We start from the raw sequence: 15,725 nt of genomic DNA, 5'->3' as shown, positions 1-15,725 counted from the left end.
GGGTTTTAATGGGGCTATTGCCCAATAACCTATCACAAAATTCATTAGAGCATAAATCATTACAGTGAAAACCATATTGACCTGGTGGTGAATTAGGCGGAGAATTTTGCGCCTCTCCACTGCCCTGCGATGACCCAGACCCCATGGAAAAACATGATGAAGTGCTGATCGCCCTGCGCCAGATCATCCGTGCCATCGACATGCACTCCAAGCGCCTGATCAAGGAGGCCGGACTGACGTCGCCGCAGCTCCTGCTGCTCAAGGGGATAGACGAACTGGGCCAGATCTCCATGCGCCAGCTGGCGGATCACACCAACATGAGCCAGGCCACCGCGACCACCATCATGGACCGGCTGGAGAGCCGTCAACTGGTGCAGCGCATTCGCAGCGAAACCGACAAACGCAAGGTCCATGCGACACTCACCGACGCGGGACGCGCCCTGCTGGCCCAGGCCCCCACTCCGCTGCAGGAGAGCTTCATCCAGCGCTTCCAGGCCCTGGAAAACTGGGAGCAGGGGTTGCTGCTCTCCTCACTGCAGCGCATTTCGGCCATGATGAACGCCGACGGCATCGATGCCGCCCCCGTGCTGAGCGTCCGCCCCCTGACCGAAGAGCGGGCCTGATCGCCAGGCATAAAAAAAGCTCCCATTGGGAGCTTTTTTTATGGGAACCGAGCGAAAGGCTCACTCTTCCAGGCTGATGCCGATGTTGGAGACCCCGTCCTGGGCCGCAAAGGTGCGAATGGCAAGGATCCGATCGCTGTCTCGCTCATGAGCCACCCGCTTGAGCAGCTCGACCTGGAACTCCAGCTCGGCCTCCATGTATTCGTGCTCGTAGAGCTCCTCGTCGCTCAGCTCACGACCTTCCAGCATGTCGATGAACCCTGCCACCGTCCCCACGGACGCGTGGCTGGCATCGTTCGCCTCCTCGCCCACCCGGCAGATCACCGAGTTGTAGGCGCAGCCCAGCGCCACGCAGGCATCCAGTGCCGGATAGGCGCCGTAGGATTCAAACTTGCGGGGATCGGGAATATAGACTTCAAACGCCTCCAGAATGGCGCCCAGATTGACGCGGGATCCCTTCACCGTCAGGTAGTTCCACATCTGATCCAGGGCGTGGCGAAACGCCTTCGCATCCCCGAAGCCGGCGGCCTGGGTAAACAGCGCATAGTTGGGGTACATGCGCTCTGCCAGCGCCAGGGTGTAGACCGTCTGCTGCCAGGGCTGCAGCTCGGCCAGTCGCTTATAAAACTTGTCACCAAACACTGGAGTCGGGTCCTTTGCAAAATGTGGGGCAGATTGTAGCCCACGAGGGGCGCGGCGAAAATGAAAAAGCGCCCCACTCGACTTTCTTGCCCGATCAACTGGGGTAAGATGGGGAGAGTACCCCCTTAGCCCTGCCGTAAACACGATAAGGAACAAGAGTATGAGCCAACGTACCCTGCTTCTGCTCAGCCAGGACAACAATCACTATGAACGCCTGCTCAAGGCGGCCCACCTCCCCCATCTGCACATACTGCGGGCCGACAACCAGAACGAGGCCGAGAAACTGATCGGCGAGGCGCACATCCTGATGGCCGAACCGGCCCGCGCCAGGCCGCTGCTGGCCAAGGCTGGCAAGCTCGTCTGGCTGCAATCCACCTATGCCGGAGTCGACGTGCTGCTGGATGCCAGCTGCCGTCGCGACTACCTGCTGACCAATGTCCGCGGCATCTTCGGCCCGCTGATGAGCGAATACGTGTTCGGCCACCTGCTCAGCCTCAGCCGCCAGCTGCCGCTCTATCGGGAGCAACAGCAGCAGACGCTGTGGCAGAGCCACCCCTATCAGGGGCTCAAGGGCAAGACCCTGCTGCTGCTCGGCACCGGCAGCATAGGCCAGCACATCGCCCACACCGGCAAGCACTTCGGCATGACGGTGCTCGGCATCAGCCACAGCGGCCGCGAACGTGCAGGGTTCGATCAGGTGTATCAACTGCCCGCACTCAACAAGATGCTGGCCCAGGCCGATGTCGTCGTCAGCGTGCTGCCGGCAACCCGCGAGACTCGTCACCTGTTCACCGCCGATCGCTTCAACCACTGCAAGCCGGGGGCCATCTTCTTCAACGTCGGCCGGGGCAATGCCGTGCACGAAGGCGACCTGCTGGCGGCATTGCGCAGCGGCAAGCTGGGCACTGCGGTGCTGGACGTGTTCGAGCAGGAGCCCCTGCCCGCCGACAGCCCGCTCTGGCATCAGCCCAATCTCGTCATCACCCCCCACAACAGCGCCTACAGCTTCCCGGAAGATGTGGCCCAGATCTTCATCCGCAACTACATCCGCTTCATCGACGGCCAGCAGCTCGATGGCCGGATTGACTTCGACAAGGGTTACTGAGCCCGGTCCATGAAAAAGGCCCCGCCATCATGGCGGGGCCTTTTGCTATCAGGGAAAGAGGGAGGATCAACCCGCCTCCATCTCTTTGCGGTAACTCTTCACCTTGGCGAGGAACTGGCGCTTCTCCTTGCCGCTCAGGGGCTCCGCCATCGGCAGCTTGACCTTCATGGCATCGACCGGCCGGTTGTTGATCCGCACCTCGTAGTGCAGGTGGGCACCGGTGGAGCGGCCCGTGTTGCCGGAGAGCGCTATCTTGTCCCCCATCTTCACCTTCTGGCCCGGTTTCACCAGCAGCTTGCTCAGGTGCAGGTAACGGGTCGTCAGGGTCCGGCCGTGCTTGATCACCACATAGGTACCGGCCAGCGGGTGGCGGGTGGCCTTGAGCACCACGCCGTCCCCGGTGGCCATGACGGCCGTCCCGACCGGCAGCGCGAAGTCGGTGCCCTCGTGGGGACGCACCTGGCCCGTGATGGGATGACGCCGTGCCGGGTTGAAGTTGGAACTGACCCGATAGCGGCTGTGGGTCGGGTAACGGCGGAAACCCCGCTCCAGGCTGTTCGCCTGGCCGTCATAGTAGTTGCCATCCTCAGACAACCAGGCCGACGCCGCCTTGCCCTGGCTGAAGACTTCGACCCCGAGCAGCTGGGTGTTGCCCGTGCTCTTGCCCTCTACCGTCTCCTGGCGCACCAATACCTTGAATTTATCCCCTTTTTTCAGATCCTTAGCGAAGTTCAGGCGCCACTGAAACAGGTTGGCAATCTTCTGGATGTGGTTCGCCGGGATCCCCGCGTTGCGGGCGCTGACGTAGAAGCTGCCGTTGATGACGCCTTCATAACTCTTCTTCTGCCACTCCACCTCTTCGTTGAGCATGTTGGCACTGTAGGTGTCATCGGTGCGCTCCAGTACCAGGGTCTGCTTGATGTTCAGACGGATCTTCAGTTGCTGCAGTATGTTGTCCTGATCGATCAGCAGCTCTATGGTCTGGCCGGGCTTGAGGCGGGCCAGATGGTTCTTGGTGTCCGCATCCAGCACCTTGTAGAGGGTGGTGGTGGACAGGCCCAGGGTGTTGAAGATGGTGGTCAGGTTTTCGCCGTTGCGTACCCGGTAGTCCTGCCATTGGGGCGTGGGATCGGCCGGAATGTCGTCCTCCGGAGCTGCGGCCTCCACCAGCTCGTGATCCGGGATGTCGTTGAAGTCGGTATTGTCTTCGTTGGTTGCGGTGCCCGTGGTGGCGATCGGCAACTCCAGACGCAGTGGCCGCTCCAGGATGTCACCCGGGGCTGGCAATACGGCTACCGCTGACAGCGTCATGGCCGTGAGCAATAGCATGGCGTAAAAGTGTTTGCGGGGAACCGGGGGTTCCCAATTGGCAGCCTGTGCTACCAAGGGACGGAGACGTTTCATCCGCTATCCTGTTATTAGATCTAAGGGTGGTGTTTGTGGGTCTGTTTTTATGATTTTTTATTATGAAAACCGAATATCTGGCTTTTAGACCTAAATACTTACAAAAAGTTCATAGCTACATGCACGAAACTCACATTTTATGCATAACCTTCCAGCATGGGCAGAAATGATCGTCGTTTTTAGCCATTTTTTTCTATTTTTAAGAACCTAGTCCGGTTGTTTGGCGCTCCGGATCCGCAAATGTTGCAAAAACATCACCATGGAGTGGGTATGTCATTGGCAAAATTGTTAAATGTGATCATCCTAATCCTGTTCGCCATCGGTGCCGTCCTGCTGCTCATGCTGGAGATCACCACGGTACGACAATCCATTCTCGACCAGATGTCGGCCAATCTTGAGACCGCCATCACTGCCCTGGGTCTGGTACTCCAGGGCACCCTGCTCAATGATGACAAGGTTCTCGCGGAAACCATCGTCAATGCCATGTTCGACGGCGGCTTCGTCAGCTCGGTGGTCTTGCTGGATCCGGACGGTCAACTGCTGTTCCAGAAGGTCTTCCACACCGCACAACAAAACGTCCCCACCTGGCTTCCCTCGGTTATCGACATGCCCCCGGTCAAGATTGAGCAGGAGTTGACCGATGGCTGGCGCATCCTTGGGACTCTCACGCTGGAAGGGCACGAGGGGTATGCCTACCAGCACCTGTGGAACGCCATCAGCCGTACCGGGCTTGCCCTGCTCGCCGGACTACTGGTCTTTACTCTGGTCATCACCTGGGTATGCCGTCGCCTGCTGCGTCCGCTTGAACAGATCAGCCAGCAACTGACCCAGATCCGCAAACGTCAGTTCAGCGGCAACCTGCCTCTCCCCTGGCTTCGCGAGTTGCAGGAGGTCGCCACCTCCATCAATCAACTGGTGTCCGAACGCAAGCGGGATCTGCTGCAGCAACGGCTCAAAATCACCCAGCTCGGCAGGCTCGACGTCCCCCTGGCTCACCAGAAGCTGACGGGATTGACCGATACCGCAGGTGACATGTACCTGCAGCATTTCGTCTCCACTCAGGGCAACATCAGACTCTACAGCCGGCTCTTGCCCAAGCACCCCCCCACCACGGACAGTTCGCCCGATGAGATCAGGGCCCTGTTCAACGACTTTCTTGTCGAGAAAGCGGAAGGGCTTCAGCTGCCCCTCAGCCTGCTGAACCATCCCGACTGGGCACAGTTCGCCCCCTCTCTGGCCAATGCCAGAGGCAAGACCCTGGACTGGCGCTGGGATCTGGCCAGCCTGCCCCCCCTCGCCGAAGAGCGGCTGACGGCGCTTCAGACCCAGGGGATCGAGATGGCGTTCAGCAATGTCCCGATGAACAACGACAACCTGGCCAGGCTCGATCCCATCAGGCCTGTCTTCATCAGCTGCCAGCTGACCCAGGCTCCCCTCTATTGGAATCTGCTTTCCCAGTGCCTCCATGCTTCCGGCTACACCCTGCTGGCCGAAGCCAGCGAGGTGAGCGACGTAGACACCCTGCGCAACTGGGGCATCGATGGCTACGCCACTCAGGAGGCATCATGAGAACCCCGCTGTTGTTGCTTGCCCTGTTGTGGCAACCCGCTCCACACGCCGCCTCCCTGGCCATCAGCACGGGCGGTGAGCAGGGCATCTATTACCAGGTCATCAAGGAGTTCTGCCGGCTGGCCAACAAGAGTGACCCCACGTTGTCATGCAAGCCGCAAGCCAGTTCAGGTTCCATCGAGAATCTGCGCATACTGCAGGCAGGGGAGACCCCTTATGCCCTCGTCCAGTCCGACTGGCTCTATCAGGCCAGCCAGGGGATCGGGCCGTTCGCCAAGCAACCCCAACCCGAGCTGAGAACCCTCTTCGCCACCCATGCGGAACCTTTCACCATAGTGGTGCGAGCCGATGGCGACATCACCACCCTGGCGCAACTCAAGCTGTCCCCCATCGACATGGGGTTGAAGCACTCGGGCACCCGCCAGACGGCATTGGCCCTGTTCCACGCACTGGGCACCAGAGAGCAGGACCTCGACCTGAAGAGCGTGGCCAATCTCTCCGAGGCGCTGTGCAGCAAGCAGATCGATGCCTATGGCCTGGTGATGGGCCACCCCAACCGGATCGTGCTGGCCACGGCGAAGCGCTGCGCCATCCGCTTCCTGCCGATCGAGGGGGAGACGCGGGAGCGACTGCTCAAGGGGGTCAAGTATTATCAGCGCAGCCAGGTACCCGCTCGTATCTATCCCGGCAACCTCAAGGCGACACCGACCTTCGCCATTGCCGCCACTCTGGTGACCAATGCCGCTACACCAGACGAAGACGTCTATCGTCTGACCAAAGCGATGCTGAGCCAGCAGACCGGTTTCAACGAACAGACATATGGCTATGCCAACCTGTTCCACAAGGCGCGCAACAAGACGGGCCCGGTGCTGAGCGTCCCGCAGCACCCGGGGGCGGCAAGATACTTCGAAGAGTTGAAAAGCGCGGGCAAGCTATAGCTGACGGCGGGGGACGCGCAGGTGCTCGCTGGAGAACCGGCTCTGCATCGAGGTCCACTGGGTCAGGCGATCGGCGCTCCCCGCCAGGGTTCCCTCGCGACGCGACTTCATGACCCAGATGCTCTTGGCATCGAAACTGTAAACGGGTTGCAGATCATTGCGCTGGCTACCCGGCAGGATGCGGCCATTGATGTTGTCGAGCACCAGGGGATCTGACTTGGTGCTCGGGAAATAGAGCGTCACCATGTGAAACTGGTTGTAGCGGATCGCCTTCACATAGGCCAGCCGCAGTTTCTTCTCGTCGACGCCGAGCTCCATCAGGGTGTAGTACTTGGAGATGCTGTAATCCTCGCAATCCCCGCCCCGGGCCCCGATGAATTCCAGGGGATTGGCCCAGTAATCCTCGTCACCCCAGAGTCTGGGATCCTCGCTGTAAGTCAGATTGTTGAAGTAGTTGTTGACCAGCTCCAGCTTCTGCTGATCCGTCGTGCCGGCCCTCGGGGCGAGCAGGCGGGAGAAGGCCTCGGCGCGCTGGATCGCCCTGGCACCGTAGACAGCCTGCATTTTTGCCCTCAGATCGGGGCTGGCGATGTGTTCAGAGAGGCGGGACGCCTGCACGCCGACCCCGGATAGGGCCAGCATGCAGATGGGGGCGAACAACCATTTCATGGCAGACACTCCATATCAGATGCTGGAGGTCAGTATAGTTGGCGCTGCCAGCCCCATCGGAAAGCCGGGAAGAGCTCAACGGCACTGGGCAAAGGCCTCGGCCAGTTGCTGCATGAATTGCAGATAGGCATCCGGGCCGAGCGGCACCTGCTCGCCGACCTCATCCAGCAGCAGCACTCTGGCCCCGGTGTTGCGGGCAACCGACTCGATCACCGCTGGCGAGAACTGCGGCTCGGCATAGATGCAGCTCGCCTGCTTCTCTTCCAGCGCCTTGCGGATTTCCACCAGGGTCTTGGCGCCGGGACGACGCTCAGGACTCACGGTGAAGTGTCCCCTGGAACTCATGCCGTAGTGACGCTCCCAGTAGCCATAAGCCTCGTGGAACACGAAGTAGCCCTTCTCGTTCACCGCCTTCATCTGCTCGGCGATCACCTTGTCCCGGGCATCGACCTTGCCCTTGAAAGCAGCAAGGTTGGCGGCATAACGCGCCTGGTTGGCCGGATCCTGCTTGCCAAGCTCAGTCGCGATCGCGGTGGCGATCACCTTGGCCTGGGCCGGGCCCAGCCAGAGATGGGGATCCACACCTTCGTGATGGTGCCCTTCATGACCATCATCCTGATCACCGTGCTCGTGGGCCTCGTGTTCATGATCGTGGTCGTCGTGGCTCGCCTGGGTTGCGTAGTTGAACAAGGGCATGCCCGGCACCAGAGTCAGGGTCAGTGCATGGGGATGCTTTGCAAGCGGCTTTGCCATGAAGCTTTCCAGCTCGGGACCTACCCAGACCACCAGATCGGCCTCGTTGATGCTGCGCATATCGGAGGGGCGCAGGGAATAGTCGTGGGGGGAAGCCCCCGTCGGCAGCAATACCTTGGGTTCGCTCACTCCCTCCGTGATGGCCGCCGCGATGAAGCCAAGGGGTTTGATGGTGGTCAGCACCTCGAGGGCACGGACAGGCAGACTCACCGCCAGCAGGGCAGTGATCAGGGCAAGAATTCGCATAGAGGTCTCGTCAGGGAGTGTGTGTGTGATAATATAACAAACCAACGTCGCTGTTATATTATAACTTCCACAGGCTGTAAACCCCGGAGCTGTCATGACCCAACTGGTGGAGCTGAAAGAGGTCTGTCTCTCATTTGACGGACGACTCGTGCTCGACAAGGTCTCCTTTACCCTGAACAAAGGCAAAATCACCACCCTGGTCGGCCCCAACGGAGCGGGAAAGAGCACCCTGAGCAAGCTGGTGCTGGGCCTGCTCAATCCGGACTCGGGCGAAATCAATCGCCGCCGCGATCTGCGGGTCGGCTATGTGCCGCAGCGCCTCTACCTGGACCCCACGCTGCCGCTGACGGTGCGCCGATTCCTGCAGCTCGGCAAGAACAGCCGCCTCTCCATCGAGGAGGCCCTCAGCCGGGTCGGCGCCCAGGATCTGCTGGACAACCGGATGCAGAAGCTCTCCGGCGGCGAGATGCAGCGGGTGCTGCTGGCCCGCGCCCTGCTGGTCAAGCCCGAGCTGCTGGTGCTGGACGAACCTGTCCAGGGAGTAGACATCACGGGGCAGATCGAGCTCTACGCCCTCATCGGCCAGCTCGCCGCCGAATTCCACTGCGCCGTGCTCATGGTCTCCCACGACCTGCACCTGGTGATGGCCAGCACCCACGAGGTGATCTGCCTCAATCGCCACGTCTGCTGTCACGGCGAGCCGGAGAGCGTGGCACGCCACCCGGAATTTGCCCGCCTGTTCGGGCGGCCGGAGCAGGAGGTGCTGGCGGTCTACACCCACCATCACCACTGCGATGGCGAGCATCACCACCATGAACCGCAGGCTCCCGTCATCCGCCTGCCCTCCCGCAACCCGTAACGCACGCAACAGGATCATCAAGTGGACAGCTTTCTGTTATACGCCCTCGCGGCCGGGCTCGGCATCGCCGTGCTGGCCGGCCCCCTCGGCAGTTTCGTGGTGTGGCGCAAGATGGCCTATTTTGGCGACACCCTCTCCCACGCCTGTCTGTTCGGCATCGCCCTCGGCATCCTGCTGCAGGTGGACCTCACCCTGGCGGTGGTGGTCTGCTGCCTCGCCATGGCCATGTTGCTGGTGATCATGAGCCGCAACCAGCAGGTGGCCACCGACACCCTGCTCGGCATCCTGGCCCACAGCGCCCTGTCGCTCGGCCTGGTCACCCTGAGCTTCATGGACAATGTGCGGGTGGATCTGATGGCCTACCTGTTCGGCGACCTGCTCTCGGTACAACCCATGGACCTGCTCTGGATCTACGGCGGCGGCGCCCTGGTGCTGCTCACCCTGTGGCGGCTCTGGGACCCGCTGCTCTCCATGACCATCTCGGAAGAGTTGGCGCGGGTGGAGGGAGTGCGGGTCGATGTGCTGCGCTGCGTGCTGATGCTGTTGATCGGACTGGTGATCGCCGTGGCGATGAAGTTCGTCGGCGCGCTGATCATCACCTCCCTGCTGATCATCCCCGCCGCCACCGCCCGCCGCTTCAGCCAGACCCCGGAGCAGATGGCCGGCCTTGCGGCGCTGATCGGCTGCCTCGCCGTGCTGGGGGGCCTCACCCTCTCCTGGTATCAGGACACCCCGGCGGGTCCATCTGTGGTAGTTTGCGCCACCACCTTGTTTGTACTGAGCCAGTTCAAGCGAACGTGAAGATCGATGGCGCTGGTATCGCCAGCGCCATCAGCCCCCGCAATCCAGGCCAGTCCGTCGTGGTCTGCGCCGCCAGCCTCTTCGTACCAAGTCGGTTCAGACGCGCCTGAGGAGCTCGTTTTCCCCGGGCCTCAGGCTCGCCTGCGACTCCTGCCACAGCCACTGGCGCAGCCGGCTGATGGCGGGTTCATGGGCGCGCGAGCGCTTGCAGACGAAATAGAAGTTGTCGCCGGTCTCGAGGGCGTGCAGCGGCAGCCGCACCAGGCGAGGGTCCTCCGGCTGCAGCATGTAGTCGTTGATGAGCGCCATCCCCTGGTCCCAGTTCGCCGCCTCCAGCGCCAGCAGGATATGGCTGAAATGGTGCACCCTCGCCTCGGGGGGAATGGTCAGGCCCCCCACCTCGGCCCAGCGCCGCCAGTCCTCCCCCTTCTCCTTGTAGATCGCCTGGATGGAGAGCAGCGGCAACTGCCACAGGGTCGCGGGCCACTCCCCCTCCACCTGCTGCCACAGGCGCCGGCTGCAGACGGGCATCAGCCGCTCCCGATAGAGCAGATCGTGCAGGTACCCGGGCCCCTCGGGGGAGACGGTGATGAAGCCGTCCGCCACCCTGTCGGAGAGCTCGGGGTCTTCCGCCACCATCTCCAGACTGAGATCCAGCTCGGGATGGAGCTGGCGCAGCCCGGCCAGGCGGGGGATCAGCCACTTCACCGCAAAGGAGCTGTAGACAGCTAGCCGCACCCGCATCTCGCCGCCGCCGCGCAGCTGCTCGCTGCTCTGGGCTATCTGGACCAGCCCGGCGGAGATCCCCTCGAAATAGGTCTCCCCCTGGGGCGTCAGGGAGAGCAGTCGACCCTGGCGCAGCAGCAGCCGCTCCCCGAGGAAATCCTCCAGCAGGCGGATCTGGTGGCTCACCGCGCTCTGGCTGACATTGAGCTCCAGGGCCGCACGGGAAAAGCTCAGCAGGCGGGCCACCACCTCGAAATATCGAACGGCACGCAGGGGGGGCAGCTTCATTATCCAAAATTCTCATGCATGGTGACTTTTTATCATTTTACTGGATAACGGGCCGCGGGCTACCCTCCCCTCATCTGAATCTGGAGGTGGTATGAATGCAGTCGGAATAGGCATCCTCTATCTGGTGCTGGGCAACATGGTGGCGGTCTTCTCCGATGCACTGGTCAAGGTGCTGGAGCCGGACCAGCCCCTCTTCCAGTTCGTCTTCTTCCGCCAGCTCTCCGCTGCCCTGCTGCTCGCCCCCTGGCTGCTCTGGTCCTGGCGGCGCAACCCGCCGGTGGCGCTCAAGTGGCACCTGCTGCGGGCCCACATCTGGGCCATCGGCGTCTGCCTGATGGTGGTCGCCCTCACCCGGCTGCCGCTCGCCACCGCCAACGCCCTCTTCTATGCGGCGCCGCTCCTGATGGTGCCGCTCGCGGTCTGGCTGGCGGGGGAAGCGCTGTCGCGCCAGAAGGTGCTGACGGCGCTGCTCGGCTTCGTCGGCGTGCTCATCGTGCTGCGCCCCACCGAGGTGAACTGGGCCGCCCTTGCGGCCCTGGGAGTGGCGCTCTCCCTGGCGGTCAACAATCTGCTGATCAAGCGGATCCCGCTCCAGCAGCCCATCGCCCAGACCCTGTTCTTCACCAACGTGCTGAGCATGCCCTTCATCCTGGCACTGGCCTGGTGGGAAGGGGGCGAGTGGCAGTGGCAGATGTGGTGGCCCGCCTTCGGCTCCTCGGCGCTCATCATGGTCTATGCGGGGCTGTGCGTGATGGCCTATCGCAAGGCGGAGGCGAGCAAGATCGCCTCGGCGGAGTACACCGGGCTGCTGATGGCAGTCGCCATCGGGGTCTGGCTGTTTGACGAGCAGCCAGGGCTGCCGCTGCTGCTGGGGTGCCTGTGCATCATACTGCCGCTGGTCGCCATGGCCCGCAGCAAGCCCAAGCCGCAGGCCGAGCCGGCACTCTAGCCGGCAGGGTCAAGCAGGGGGGCGACCCTCTGTTGCAGATGGGGGATCACGGCCTGCTCGAACCAGGGGTTCTTCTTGAGCCAGAGGGTGTTGCGCGGTGACGGGTGCGGCAGCGGCAACCAGGCCGGGCCATAGTCCGCCCAGTGTCGCACCGTCTCGGTGAGGGATCCTTTCGCCACCTCCCGCAGGTAGTAAGCCTGTGCATACTGGCCGATGAGCAGGGTCAGCTCGATGTTGGGCAACAGCATCAGCACCTTGTCGTGCCAGGTGGGGGCGCACTCCGGCCTGGGGGGCAGATCCCCCGACTTGCCCCGGCCCGGGTAACAGAGCCCCATGGGCATGATGGCGATGCGGGATTCGTCGTAGAAGACGCTCTTGTCCACCCCGAGCCACTGGCGCAGCCGATCGCCGGAGGGGTCGTCCCAGGGGATGCCGCTGGCGTGCACCCGGGTCCCCGGCGCCTGGCCGATGATGAGCAGACGGGCGCGCTCGTTGCCACGGATCACCGGCCTTGGGCCGAGCGGCAGGTAGGCCTCGCACAGGCGGCAGGCCCGGATCTGTTCAAACAGGATATCGAGTCGGTTCATGGACCCGATAGTACCAGAGTTTTCTCCCCGCTCCCGCTTGTGAAAGTGGCGGCGGATACTTATCATGCAGCCGTCATTGTTTAGTTTAATAAACGGAGAGAGATGAAGAACTGGATGGGCACCGGCAGCGCAGCCCTCTCATTCGTGCTGTGGGGCATGCTGCCCCTCTATTACCAGTTCATGCCCGAGGTCAACATGTGGGAACTGCTCTCCCACCGGGTGCTCTGGTCCGTGGTGCTGCTGGGGGGCCTGTTGCTGCTGCTCGGCCACCGGGTACCCTGGGCGGCCCTGCGCGGCGATCCCCGGCAGCTCGGCCTCGTGCTGCTGGCGGGCCCCGTGATGTCCATCAGTTGGTGCATGTTCACCTGGTGCCTGACCACGGGCCAGGTGCTGGCCACCAGCCTCGCCTTCTTCATGACCCCGCTCTTCAACATCGCCTTTGCGGTGCTCTTCCTGAAAGAGAGGCTCACCCCGCAGAAACACCTGGCGGTGGCGCTCGCCCTGGCGGGGCTCGCCTACATGCTCTTCTCCTACGGCGAGCTGCCCTGGTTCTCCCTCGTGATGGGGGCCAACTTTGCCCTCTACGGCCTCATCAAGAAGAAGGTGAGACTGGACGCCGGCACCAGCCTCTATCTGGAGTCCCTGGTGCAGTTGCCCGTCGCCCTGCTCGTCATCGGCTGGCTGACCTTGCAAGGCACCAGCCAGTTTATGGCAGGAGACTGGGCCGACAAGCTGCTGCTGATGGGCAGTGCGCCCGCCACCCTGCTGCCGGTGGGGCTGTTCTGCTACGCGGTGGCGCGCACCCCCATGAGCACCGTGGGCCTGTTGCAATACATAGAGCCCAGCCTCGCCTTCCTGCTCGCTCTCTTCTGGTTTGGCGAGATACCGGATCCGGTGAAATCCGTTGGCTTTGCCTTCGTCTGGGCCGGCCTGCTGGTGAGCCTGCTGCCCCTGCACCGGCTCGGGGGTCGGCGGGCAAGGTGGCGCACCTCGTGACCCTCGCCACCGGCACGCCCTCCCCCTGGTTTGTCTATCTGGTGCGCACCGGCGCCGGGGCACTCTATGCGGGGATCAGCACGGATCCCGAGCGGCGCCTGCGTCAGCACCAGAGCGGCAAGGGGGCCAGAGCCTTGCGCGGCAAGGGGCCCCTGACGCTGGCGTGGCAGCAGGAGGTTCCCGGCAAACGCGAGGCGTTGCGCCTCGAGTACCGCCTCAAGCAGCAGAGCAAGGCGTTCAAGGAGCGCCTGGTGCAAGAGCCGGCGCTGTGGCACGACTGGAGCCTTTCCTGGCTTGCCACCCCGCACACCGAACCCGTGTCGCGCCCATAAAAAGGGCCACTGCAAGCAGTGGCCAAGGAAGGATGCGAGATCAGGGAGGCTTAACGGTAGGTGCTCGACTGCCTGCGCCTGTTGCCAAGCAGCCAGCACACCACTAGCACCAGCAGCAACCAGGGCGCCAGCTTGATGATGAGGGCAAACATGCCAGCCAGGGCGCCAAACAGCACGAAGACCCCGCTCACCAGCAGCATGGCCAACACGGTGAATCCGGTCAGCGCCATGCCGATCAGCACCAGGATCAAGACGATAAATTCCAGCATGTTGTGCTCCTCACTGGGTTAATGCCGCTGAGTGACCCGGGGTCAATCCAGCCAGCGCTTCAATTCACGGCGGGGCGGCATGATCAGCACCGCCAGCAGATAGGCGGCCAGCGCCAGGGGCGGCATCAGGATCAGCGCCAGCAGGGCCGCGACCCGCACCGTCACCCTGGACACCCCCAGCCCCTTGGCAAGACCGGCGCAGACTCCGGTCAGCTTGCGATGGGCGAGATCCTTGGGCCAGGGTGTCATGATTATGCCTCCGCCTTGTGGCCTTTCAGACGGGCCAGCTCCCGCTCAATCTCGTCGTTCAGCTCCAGCTCGCGGAACTGGGCCTCGAGGGAGGGATTCTGCCCCAGGGTCGCCGCCTCCAGTTGGGCCTCCAGCTGATCCACCCGGTTCTGGAAGCCGTCGAAGCGGGCCACCAGCTCGTGCATGCGCTGGTTGTCCACCTGGGCACGGGCACGAATGCGGCTATGGGCGGTCTGCTCGCGCAGGGTCAGCATCTTCTGCTTCTCCCGCGCCTCGGTCAGCTTGGCCGCCAGTCGCTCGCTGTCGGCGGTGAGCTGGGCCAACACCTCGGCCACCCGCGCCTTGTCCTCTTCCAGCCGCTCGCACTGCTTCATCTCCGCCAGCTTCTCGGTGAGGGCGGCACGGGCGAGATCTTCGCGGCCCTTCTGGATGGCGAGTTCGGCCTTGGCTGTCCACTCCTGGATCCGGTGGCGCAGCGCCTGCTGATGGCGCTCCAGCTGTTTCTGTTCGGCGATGACGCGGGCGGCCTGGGTCCTCATCTCGATCTGGACCTGCTCCATCTCCTCGATCATCAGACGCAGCATCTTCTCCGGCTCTTCGCTCTTGTCGAGCAGGCTGTGCAGGTTGGCATTGATCACGTCGGTCAGGCGGCTGAATACGCTCATGGTCTGGCTCCTTGTTGATGGGGTGTCACTCTCTTCCCATGACATTACAAGAGCCGTGCCAGAATATTTTTTCCTTTTATTACATATAGATGACTCTTGATGACGAGAATTGAAGGGACGCGATATGGCGAAAAAAGCCAACTACATGGTGATTTTCACCAATAAAAAAGGGAGCCAGCGGCTCCCTCTCTCTGCAACCGGGTTCAAGCCGCCGGCCTATGGCCCAGCTTGCCATCCAGCTCCACCAGCTTGGCTTCCATCTTCTCCCGGCAGGTGTCGGACAACTCGCGGATCCCGGCTGCGCCGTGCTCCTTGCTGCACAGGGGGGGCAGCATCTCCAGCAGCACCTCGCCGTTGTCCCAGCGGTTCAGATCGATCTGACCGAAGTAGCTGGAGCAGACGATGGGCACCACGGGCACCTCGGCCTGCACTGCGGTATGGAAGGCCCCGGCCTTGAACGGCAGCAGGCCGCGACCCTGGGAGCGGGTCCCTTCCGGGAACATCCAGATGGAGGTGCCGCGATGCTTGATGCGATCCACCACCTGGCCTATGGTGCCGATGGCGCGGGAGCGGTTGGATCTGTCGATCAGCACGTTGCCGGAGAGCCAGAAGATGAGGCCGAAGAAAGGCAGCCACAGCAGGCTCTTCTTGCCCACCGCCACCACGCCGGGGCGCACGGCACCGGTCACGGTGAAGATGTCGTAGTTGCTCTGATGGTTGCAGACGTAGACGGCCGGGCCCACCGACTTGACCTCCTCCGGAATGATCACCCGTACCTTGAGCCCAATCAGCGGGCAGACCGCGTGGTACATGCGGGCGAAGACATAGACGTTGTTGGGGTGGCGCGGGCGCACCAGGCAGAGCAACAGGCCGAAGACGAACCAGAAGACGAGCAGCAGGGCCAGCAGCAGCACACGGGCAAGTTTGAGCATCGAACACCTCGGAATTTGACTCGGCGCAGTATACTGGCCCCCCTTTTAGCGAACAAGCGTTCGCCAGACAGAACCGACCAGCCTCGCACGTCCCCCTCGCCTTCCGGCTTGCCCCACCCGCCG

19 protein-coding genes are annotated in these 15,725 nt (G+C 62.6%); 9 read left to right on the top strand and 10 right to left on the bottom strand.

The window, feature by feature from the left end:
* Window positions 1-143 precede the first annotated feature (143 nt).
* On the top strand, window positions 144-623 hold the full coding sequence (locus I6L39_RS08835; protein WP_041212322.1) for a MarR family winged helix-turn-helix transcriptional regulator: 480 nt from the start codon (window positions 144-146) through the stop codon (window positions 621-623).
* A gap of 60 nt (window positions 624-683) precedes the next feature.
* Here the strand turns inward: I6L39_RS08835 and I6L39_RS08830 are convergent, their stop codons facing one another.
* The gene (locus I6L39_RS08830) at window positions 684-1,265 is read right to left on the bottom strand and encodes a YjaG family protein (RefSeq protein WP_042079369.1); all 582 of its coding nucleotides are present in this window, start codon (window positions 1,263-1,265) and stop codon (window positions 684-686) included.
* A 160-nt stretch (window positions 1,266-1,425) separates the two neighbouring features.
* On the opposite strand from I6L39_RS08830, the gene I6L39_RS08825 reads away from it, so the two are divergent.
* Entirely contained in the window at window positions 1,426-2,370 is a 945-nt protein-coding gene (locus I6L39_RS08825) for a D-2-hydroxyacid dehydrogenase (protein WP_209793678.1), read from the top strand.
* A 66-nt stretch (window positions 2,371-2,436) separates the two neighbouring features.
* On the opposite strand, the gene mepM is transcribed toward I6L39_RS08825, so the two are convergent.
* Complete coding sequence (mepM, locus tag I6L39_RS08820) at window positions 2,437-3,774, bottom strand: murein DD-endopeptidase MepM (protein WP_042079371.1); 1,338 nt, start codon at window positions 3,772-3,774, stop codon at window positions 2,437-2,439.
* A 270-nt stretch (window positions 3,775-4,044) separates the two neighbouring features.
* Between mepM and I6L39_RS08815 the strand changes: the two genes are divergently transcribed.
* Window positions 4,045-5,343 (top strand): LapD/MoxY N-terminal periplasmic domain-containing protein, encoded by a 1,299-nt coding sequence (locus I6L39_RS08815; RefSeq protein ID WP_042079372.1) that lies wholly within the window; start codon window positions 4,045-4,047, stop codon window positions 5,341-5,343.
* A complete protein-coding gene (locus tag I6L39_RS08810) occupies window positions 5,340-6,281 on the top strand; it encodes a TAXI family TRAP transporter solute-binding subunit (protein ID WP_042079373.1) in 942 nt (313 codons plus the stop codon). Before I6L39_RS08815 ends, I6L39_RS08810 begins: the two co-directional genes overlap by 4 nt.
* Here the strand turns inward: I6L39_RS08810 and I6L39_RS08805 are convergent.
* Together I6L39_RS08805 and znuA are read right to left on the bottom strand one after the other, a co-directional pair.
* Window positions 6,276-6,950 (bottom strand): transglutaminase-like cysteine peptidase, encoded by a 675-nt coding sequence (locus tag I6L39_RS08805; protein WP_216991585.1) that lies wholly within the window; start codon window positions 6,948-6,950, stop codon window positions 6,276-6,278. The genes I6L39_RS08810 and I6L39_RS08805 overlap by 6 nt on opposite strands.
* A gap of 75 nt (window positions 6,951-7,025) precedes the next feature.
* A complete protein-coding gene (znuA, locus tag I6L39_RS08800) occupies window positions 7,026-7,949 on the bottom strand; it encodes a zinc ABC transporter substrate-binding protein ZnuA (protein ID WP_216991584.1) in 924 nt (307 codons plus the stop codon).
* A gap of 94 nt (window positions 7,950-8,043) precedes the next feature.
* On the opposite strand from znuA, the gene znuC reads away from it, so the two are divergent.
* Window positions 8,044-8,808, top strand: a complete 765-nt coding sequence (gene znuC, locus I6L39_RS08795) for a zinc ABC transporter ATP-binding protein ZnuC (RefSeq protein ID WP_216991583.1) — start codon at window positions 8,044-8,046, stop codon at window positions 8,806-8,808.
* A gap of 21 nt (window positions 8,809-8,829) precedes the next feature.
* Window positions 8,830-9,609 (top strand): zinc ABC transporter permease subunit ZnuB, encoded by a 780-nt coding sequence (gene znuB / locus I6L39_RS08790; RefSeq protein WP_216991582.1) that lies wholly within the window; start codon window positions 8,830-8,832, stop codon window positions 9,607-9,609.
* A 96-nt stretch (window positions 9,610-9,705) separates the two neighbouring features.
* Here znuB and I6L39_RS08785 read toward each other — a convergent pair whose 3' ends face one another.
* Window positions 9,706-10,623, bottom strand: a complete 918-nt coding sequence (locus I6L39_RS08785; protein ID WP_216991581.1) for a LysR substrate-binding domain-containing protein — start codon at window positions 10,621-10,623, stop codon at window positions 9,706-9,708.
* 91 nt (window positions 10,624-10,714) lie between these two features.
* Here I6L39_RS08785 and I6L39_RS08780 point away from each other — a divergent pair, with 91 nt between their 5' ends.
* Window positions 10,715-11,572 (top strand): DMT family transporter, encoded by an 858-nt coding sequence (locus tag I6L39_RS08780; RefSeq protein ID WP_216991580.1) that lies wholly within the window; start codon window positions 10,715-10,717, stop codon window positions 11,570-11,572.
* On the opposite strand, the gene I6L39_RS08775 is transcribed toward I6L39_RS08780, so the two are convergent.
* Window positions 11,569-12,159 carry a uracil-DNA glycosylase family protein gene (locus I6L39_RS08775; protein WP_216991579.1) on the bottom strand — a complete coding sequence of 197 codons (591 nt, stop codon included), beginning with the start codon at window positions 12,157-12,159 and terminating at the stop codon, window positions 11,569-11,571. The two genes, I6L39_RS08780 and I6L39_RS08775, sit on opposite strands and share 4 nt — an antisense overlap.
* 102 nt (window positions 12,160-12,261) lie before the next feature.
* On the opposite strand from I6L39_RS08775, the gene rarD reads away from it, so the two are divergent.
* Complete coding sequence (gene rarD / locus I6L39_RS08770) at window positions 12,262-13,155, top strand: EamA family transporter RarD (protein ID WP_216991578.1); 894 nt, start codon at window positions 12,262-12,264, stop codon at window positions 13,153-13,155.
* Window positions 13,152-13,487, top strand: a complete 336-nt coding sequence (locus tag I6L39_RS08765; protein WP_119197264.1) for a GIY-YIG nuclease family protein — start codon at window positions 13,152-13,154, stop codon at window positions 13,485-13,487. The genes rarD and I6L39_RS08765 overlap by 4 nt, the downstream gene beginning before the upstream one ends.
* A 50-nt stretch (window positions 13,488-13,537) precedes the next feature.
* Here the strand turns inward: I6L39_RS08765 and pspG are convergent, their stop codons facing one another.
* From pspG to I6L39_RS08745, 4 genes are all read right to left on the bottom strand, one after another.
* A complete protein-coding gene (gene pspG, locus I6L39_RS08760; protein ID WP_216991577.1) occupies window positions 13,538-13,756 on the bottom strand; it encodes an envelope stress response protein PspG in 219 nt (72 codons plus the stop codon).
* Window positions 13,757-13,798: 42 nt separating this feature from the next.
* Window positions 13,799-14,005, bottom strand: a complete 207-nt coding sequence (locus I6L39_RS08755; RefSeq protein ID WP_119197263.1) for a PspC domain-containing protein — start codon at window positions 14,003-14,005, stop codon at window positions 13,799-13,801.
* Window positions 14,006-14,007: 2 nt separating this feature from the next.
* Window positions 14,008-14,670, bottom strand: coding sequence for a phage shock protein PspA (gene pspA, locus I6L39_RS08750; RefSeq protein ID WP_216991576.1), 663 nt, complete (start codon window positions 14,668-14,670; stop codon window positions 14,008-14,010).
* 203 nt (window positions 14,671-14,873) lie between these two features.
* On the bottom strand, window positions 14,874-15,602 hold the full coding sequence (locus I6L39_RS08745) for a 1-acylglycerol-3-phosphate O-acyltransferase (RefSeq protein ID WP_119197261.1): 729 nt from the start codon (window positions 15,600-15,602) through the stop codon (window positions 14,874-14,876).
* Window positions 15,603-15,725 lie beyond the last annotated feature (123 nt).

Source organism: Aeromonas sp. FDAARGOS 1409 (assembly GCF_019048705.1).
Taxonomy (GTDB): Bacteria; Pseudomonadota; Gammaproteobacteria; order Enterobacterales; family Aeromonadaceae; genus Aeromonas; species Aeromonas sanarellii.
Note: the sequence above shows the minus strand (reverse complement) of the source record. Positions and strands in the feature narration are given on the sequence as shown.

What these genes read in the sequence shown, in the direction of transcription:
- I6L39_RS08835 (WP_041212322.1), top strand. Translation starts at nt 144, where the DNA reads ATGGAAAAACATGATGAAGTGCTGATCGCCCTGCGCCAGATCATCCGT.
- I6L39_RS08825 (WP_209793678.1), top strand. Translation starts at nt 1,426, where the DNA reads ATGAGCCAACGTACCCTGCTTCTGCTCAGCCAGGACAACAATCACTAT.
- mepM (WP_042079371.1), bottom strand. Translation starts at nt 3,774, where the DNA reads ATGAAACGTCTCCGTCCCTTGGTAGCACAGGCTGCCAATTGGGAACCC.
- I6L39_RS08815 (WP_042079372.1), top strand. Translation starts at nt 4,045, where the DNA reads ATGTCATTGGCAAAATTGTTAAATGTGATCATCCTAATCCTGTTCGCC.
- I6L39_RS08810 (WP_042079373.1), top strand. Translation starts at nt 5,340, where the DNA reads ATGAGAACCCCGCTGTTGTTGCTTGCCCTGTTGTGGCAACCCGCTCCA.
- I6L39_RS08805 (WP_216991585.1), bottom strand. Translation starts at nt 6,950, where the DNA reads ATGAAATGGTTGTTCGCCCCCATCTGCATGCTGGCCCTATCCGGGGTC.
- znuA (WP_216991584.1), bottom strand. Translation starts at nt 7,949, where the DNA reads ATGCGAATTCTTGCCCTGATCACTGCCCTGCTGGCGGTGAGTCTGCCT.
- znuC (WP_216991583.1), top strand. Translation starts at nt 8,044, where the DNA reads ATGACCCAACTGGTGGAGCTGAAAGAGGTCTGTCTCTCATTTGACGGA.
- I6L39_RS08785 (WP_216991581.1), bottom strand. Translation starts at nt 10,623, where the DNA reads ATGAAGCTGCCCCCCCTGCGTGCCGTTCGATATTTCGAGGTGGTGGCC.
- I6L39_RS08780 (WP_216991580.1), top strand. Translation starts at nt 10,715, where the DNA reads ATGAATGCAGTCGGAATAGGCATCCTCTATCTGGTGCTGGGCAACATG.
- I6L39_RS08775 (WP_216991579.1), bottom strand. Translation starts at nt 12,159, where the DNA reads ATGAACCGACTCGATATCCTGTTTGAACAGATCCGGGCCTGCCGCCTG.
- rarD (WP_216991578.1), top strand. Translation starts at nt 12,262, where the DNA reads ATGAAGAACTGGATGGGCACCGGCAGCGCAGCCCTCTCATTCGTGCTG.
- pspG (WP_216991577.1), bottom strand. Translation starts at nt 13,756, where the DNA reads ATGCTGGAATTTATCGTCTTGATCCTGGTGCTGATCGGCATGGCGCTG.
- I6L39_RS08755 (WP_119197263.1), bottom strand. Translation starts at nt 14,005, where the DNA reads ATGACACCCTGGCCCAAGGATCTCGCCCATCGCAAGCTGACCGGAGTC.
- pspA (WP_216991576.1), bottom strand. Translation starts at nt 14,670, where the DNA reads ATGAGCGTATTCAGCCGCCTGACCGACGTGATCAATGCCAACCTGCAC.
- I6L39_RS08745 (WP_119197261.1), bottom strand. Translation starts at nt 15,602, where the DNA reads ATGCTCAAACTTGCCCGTGTGCTGCTGCTGGCCCTGCTGCTCGTCTTC.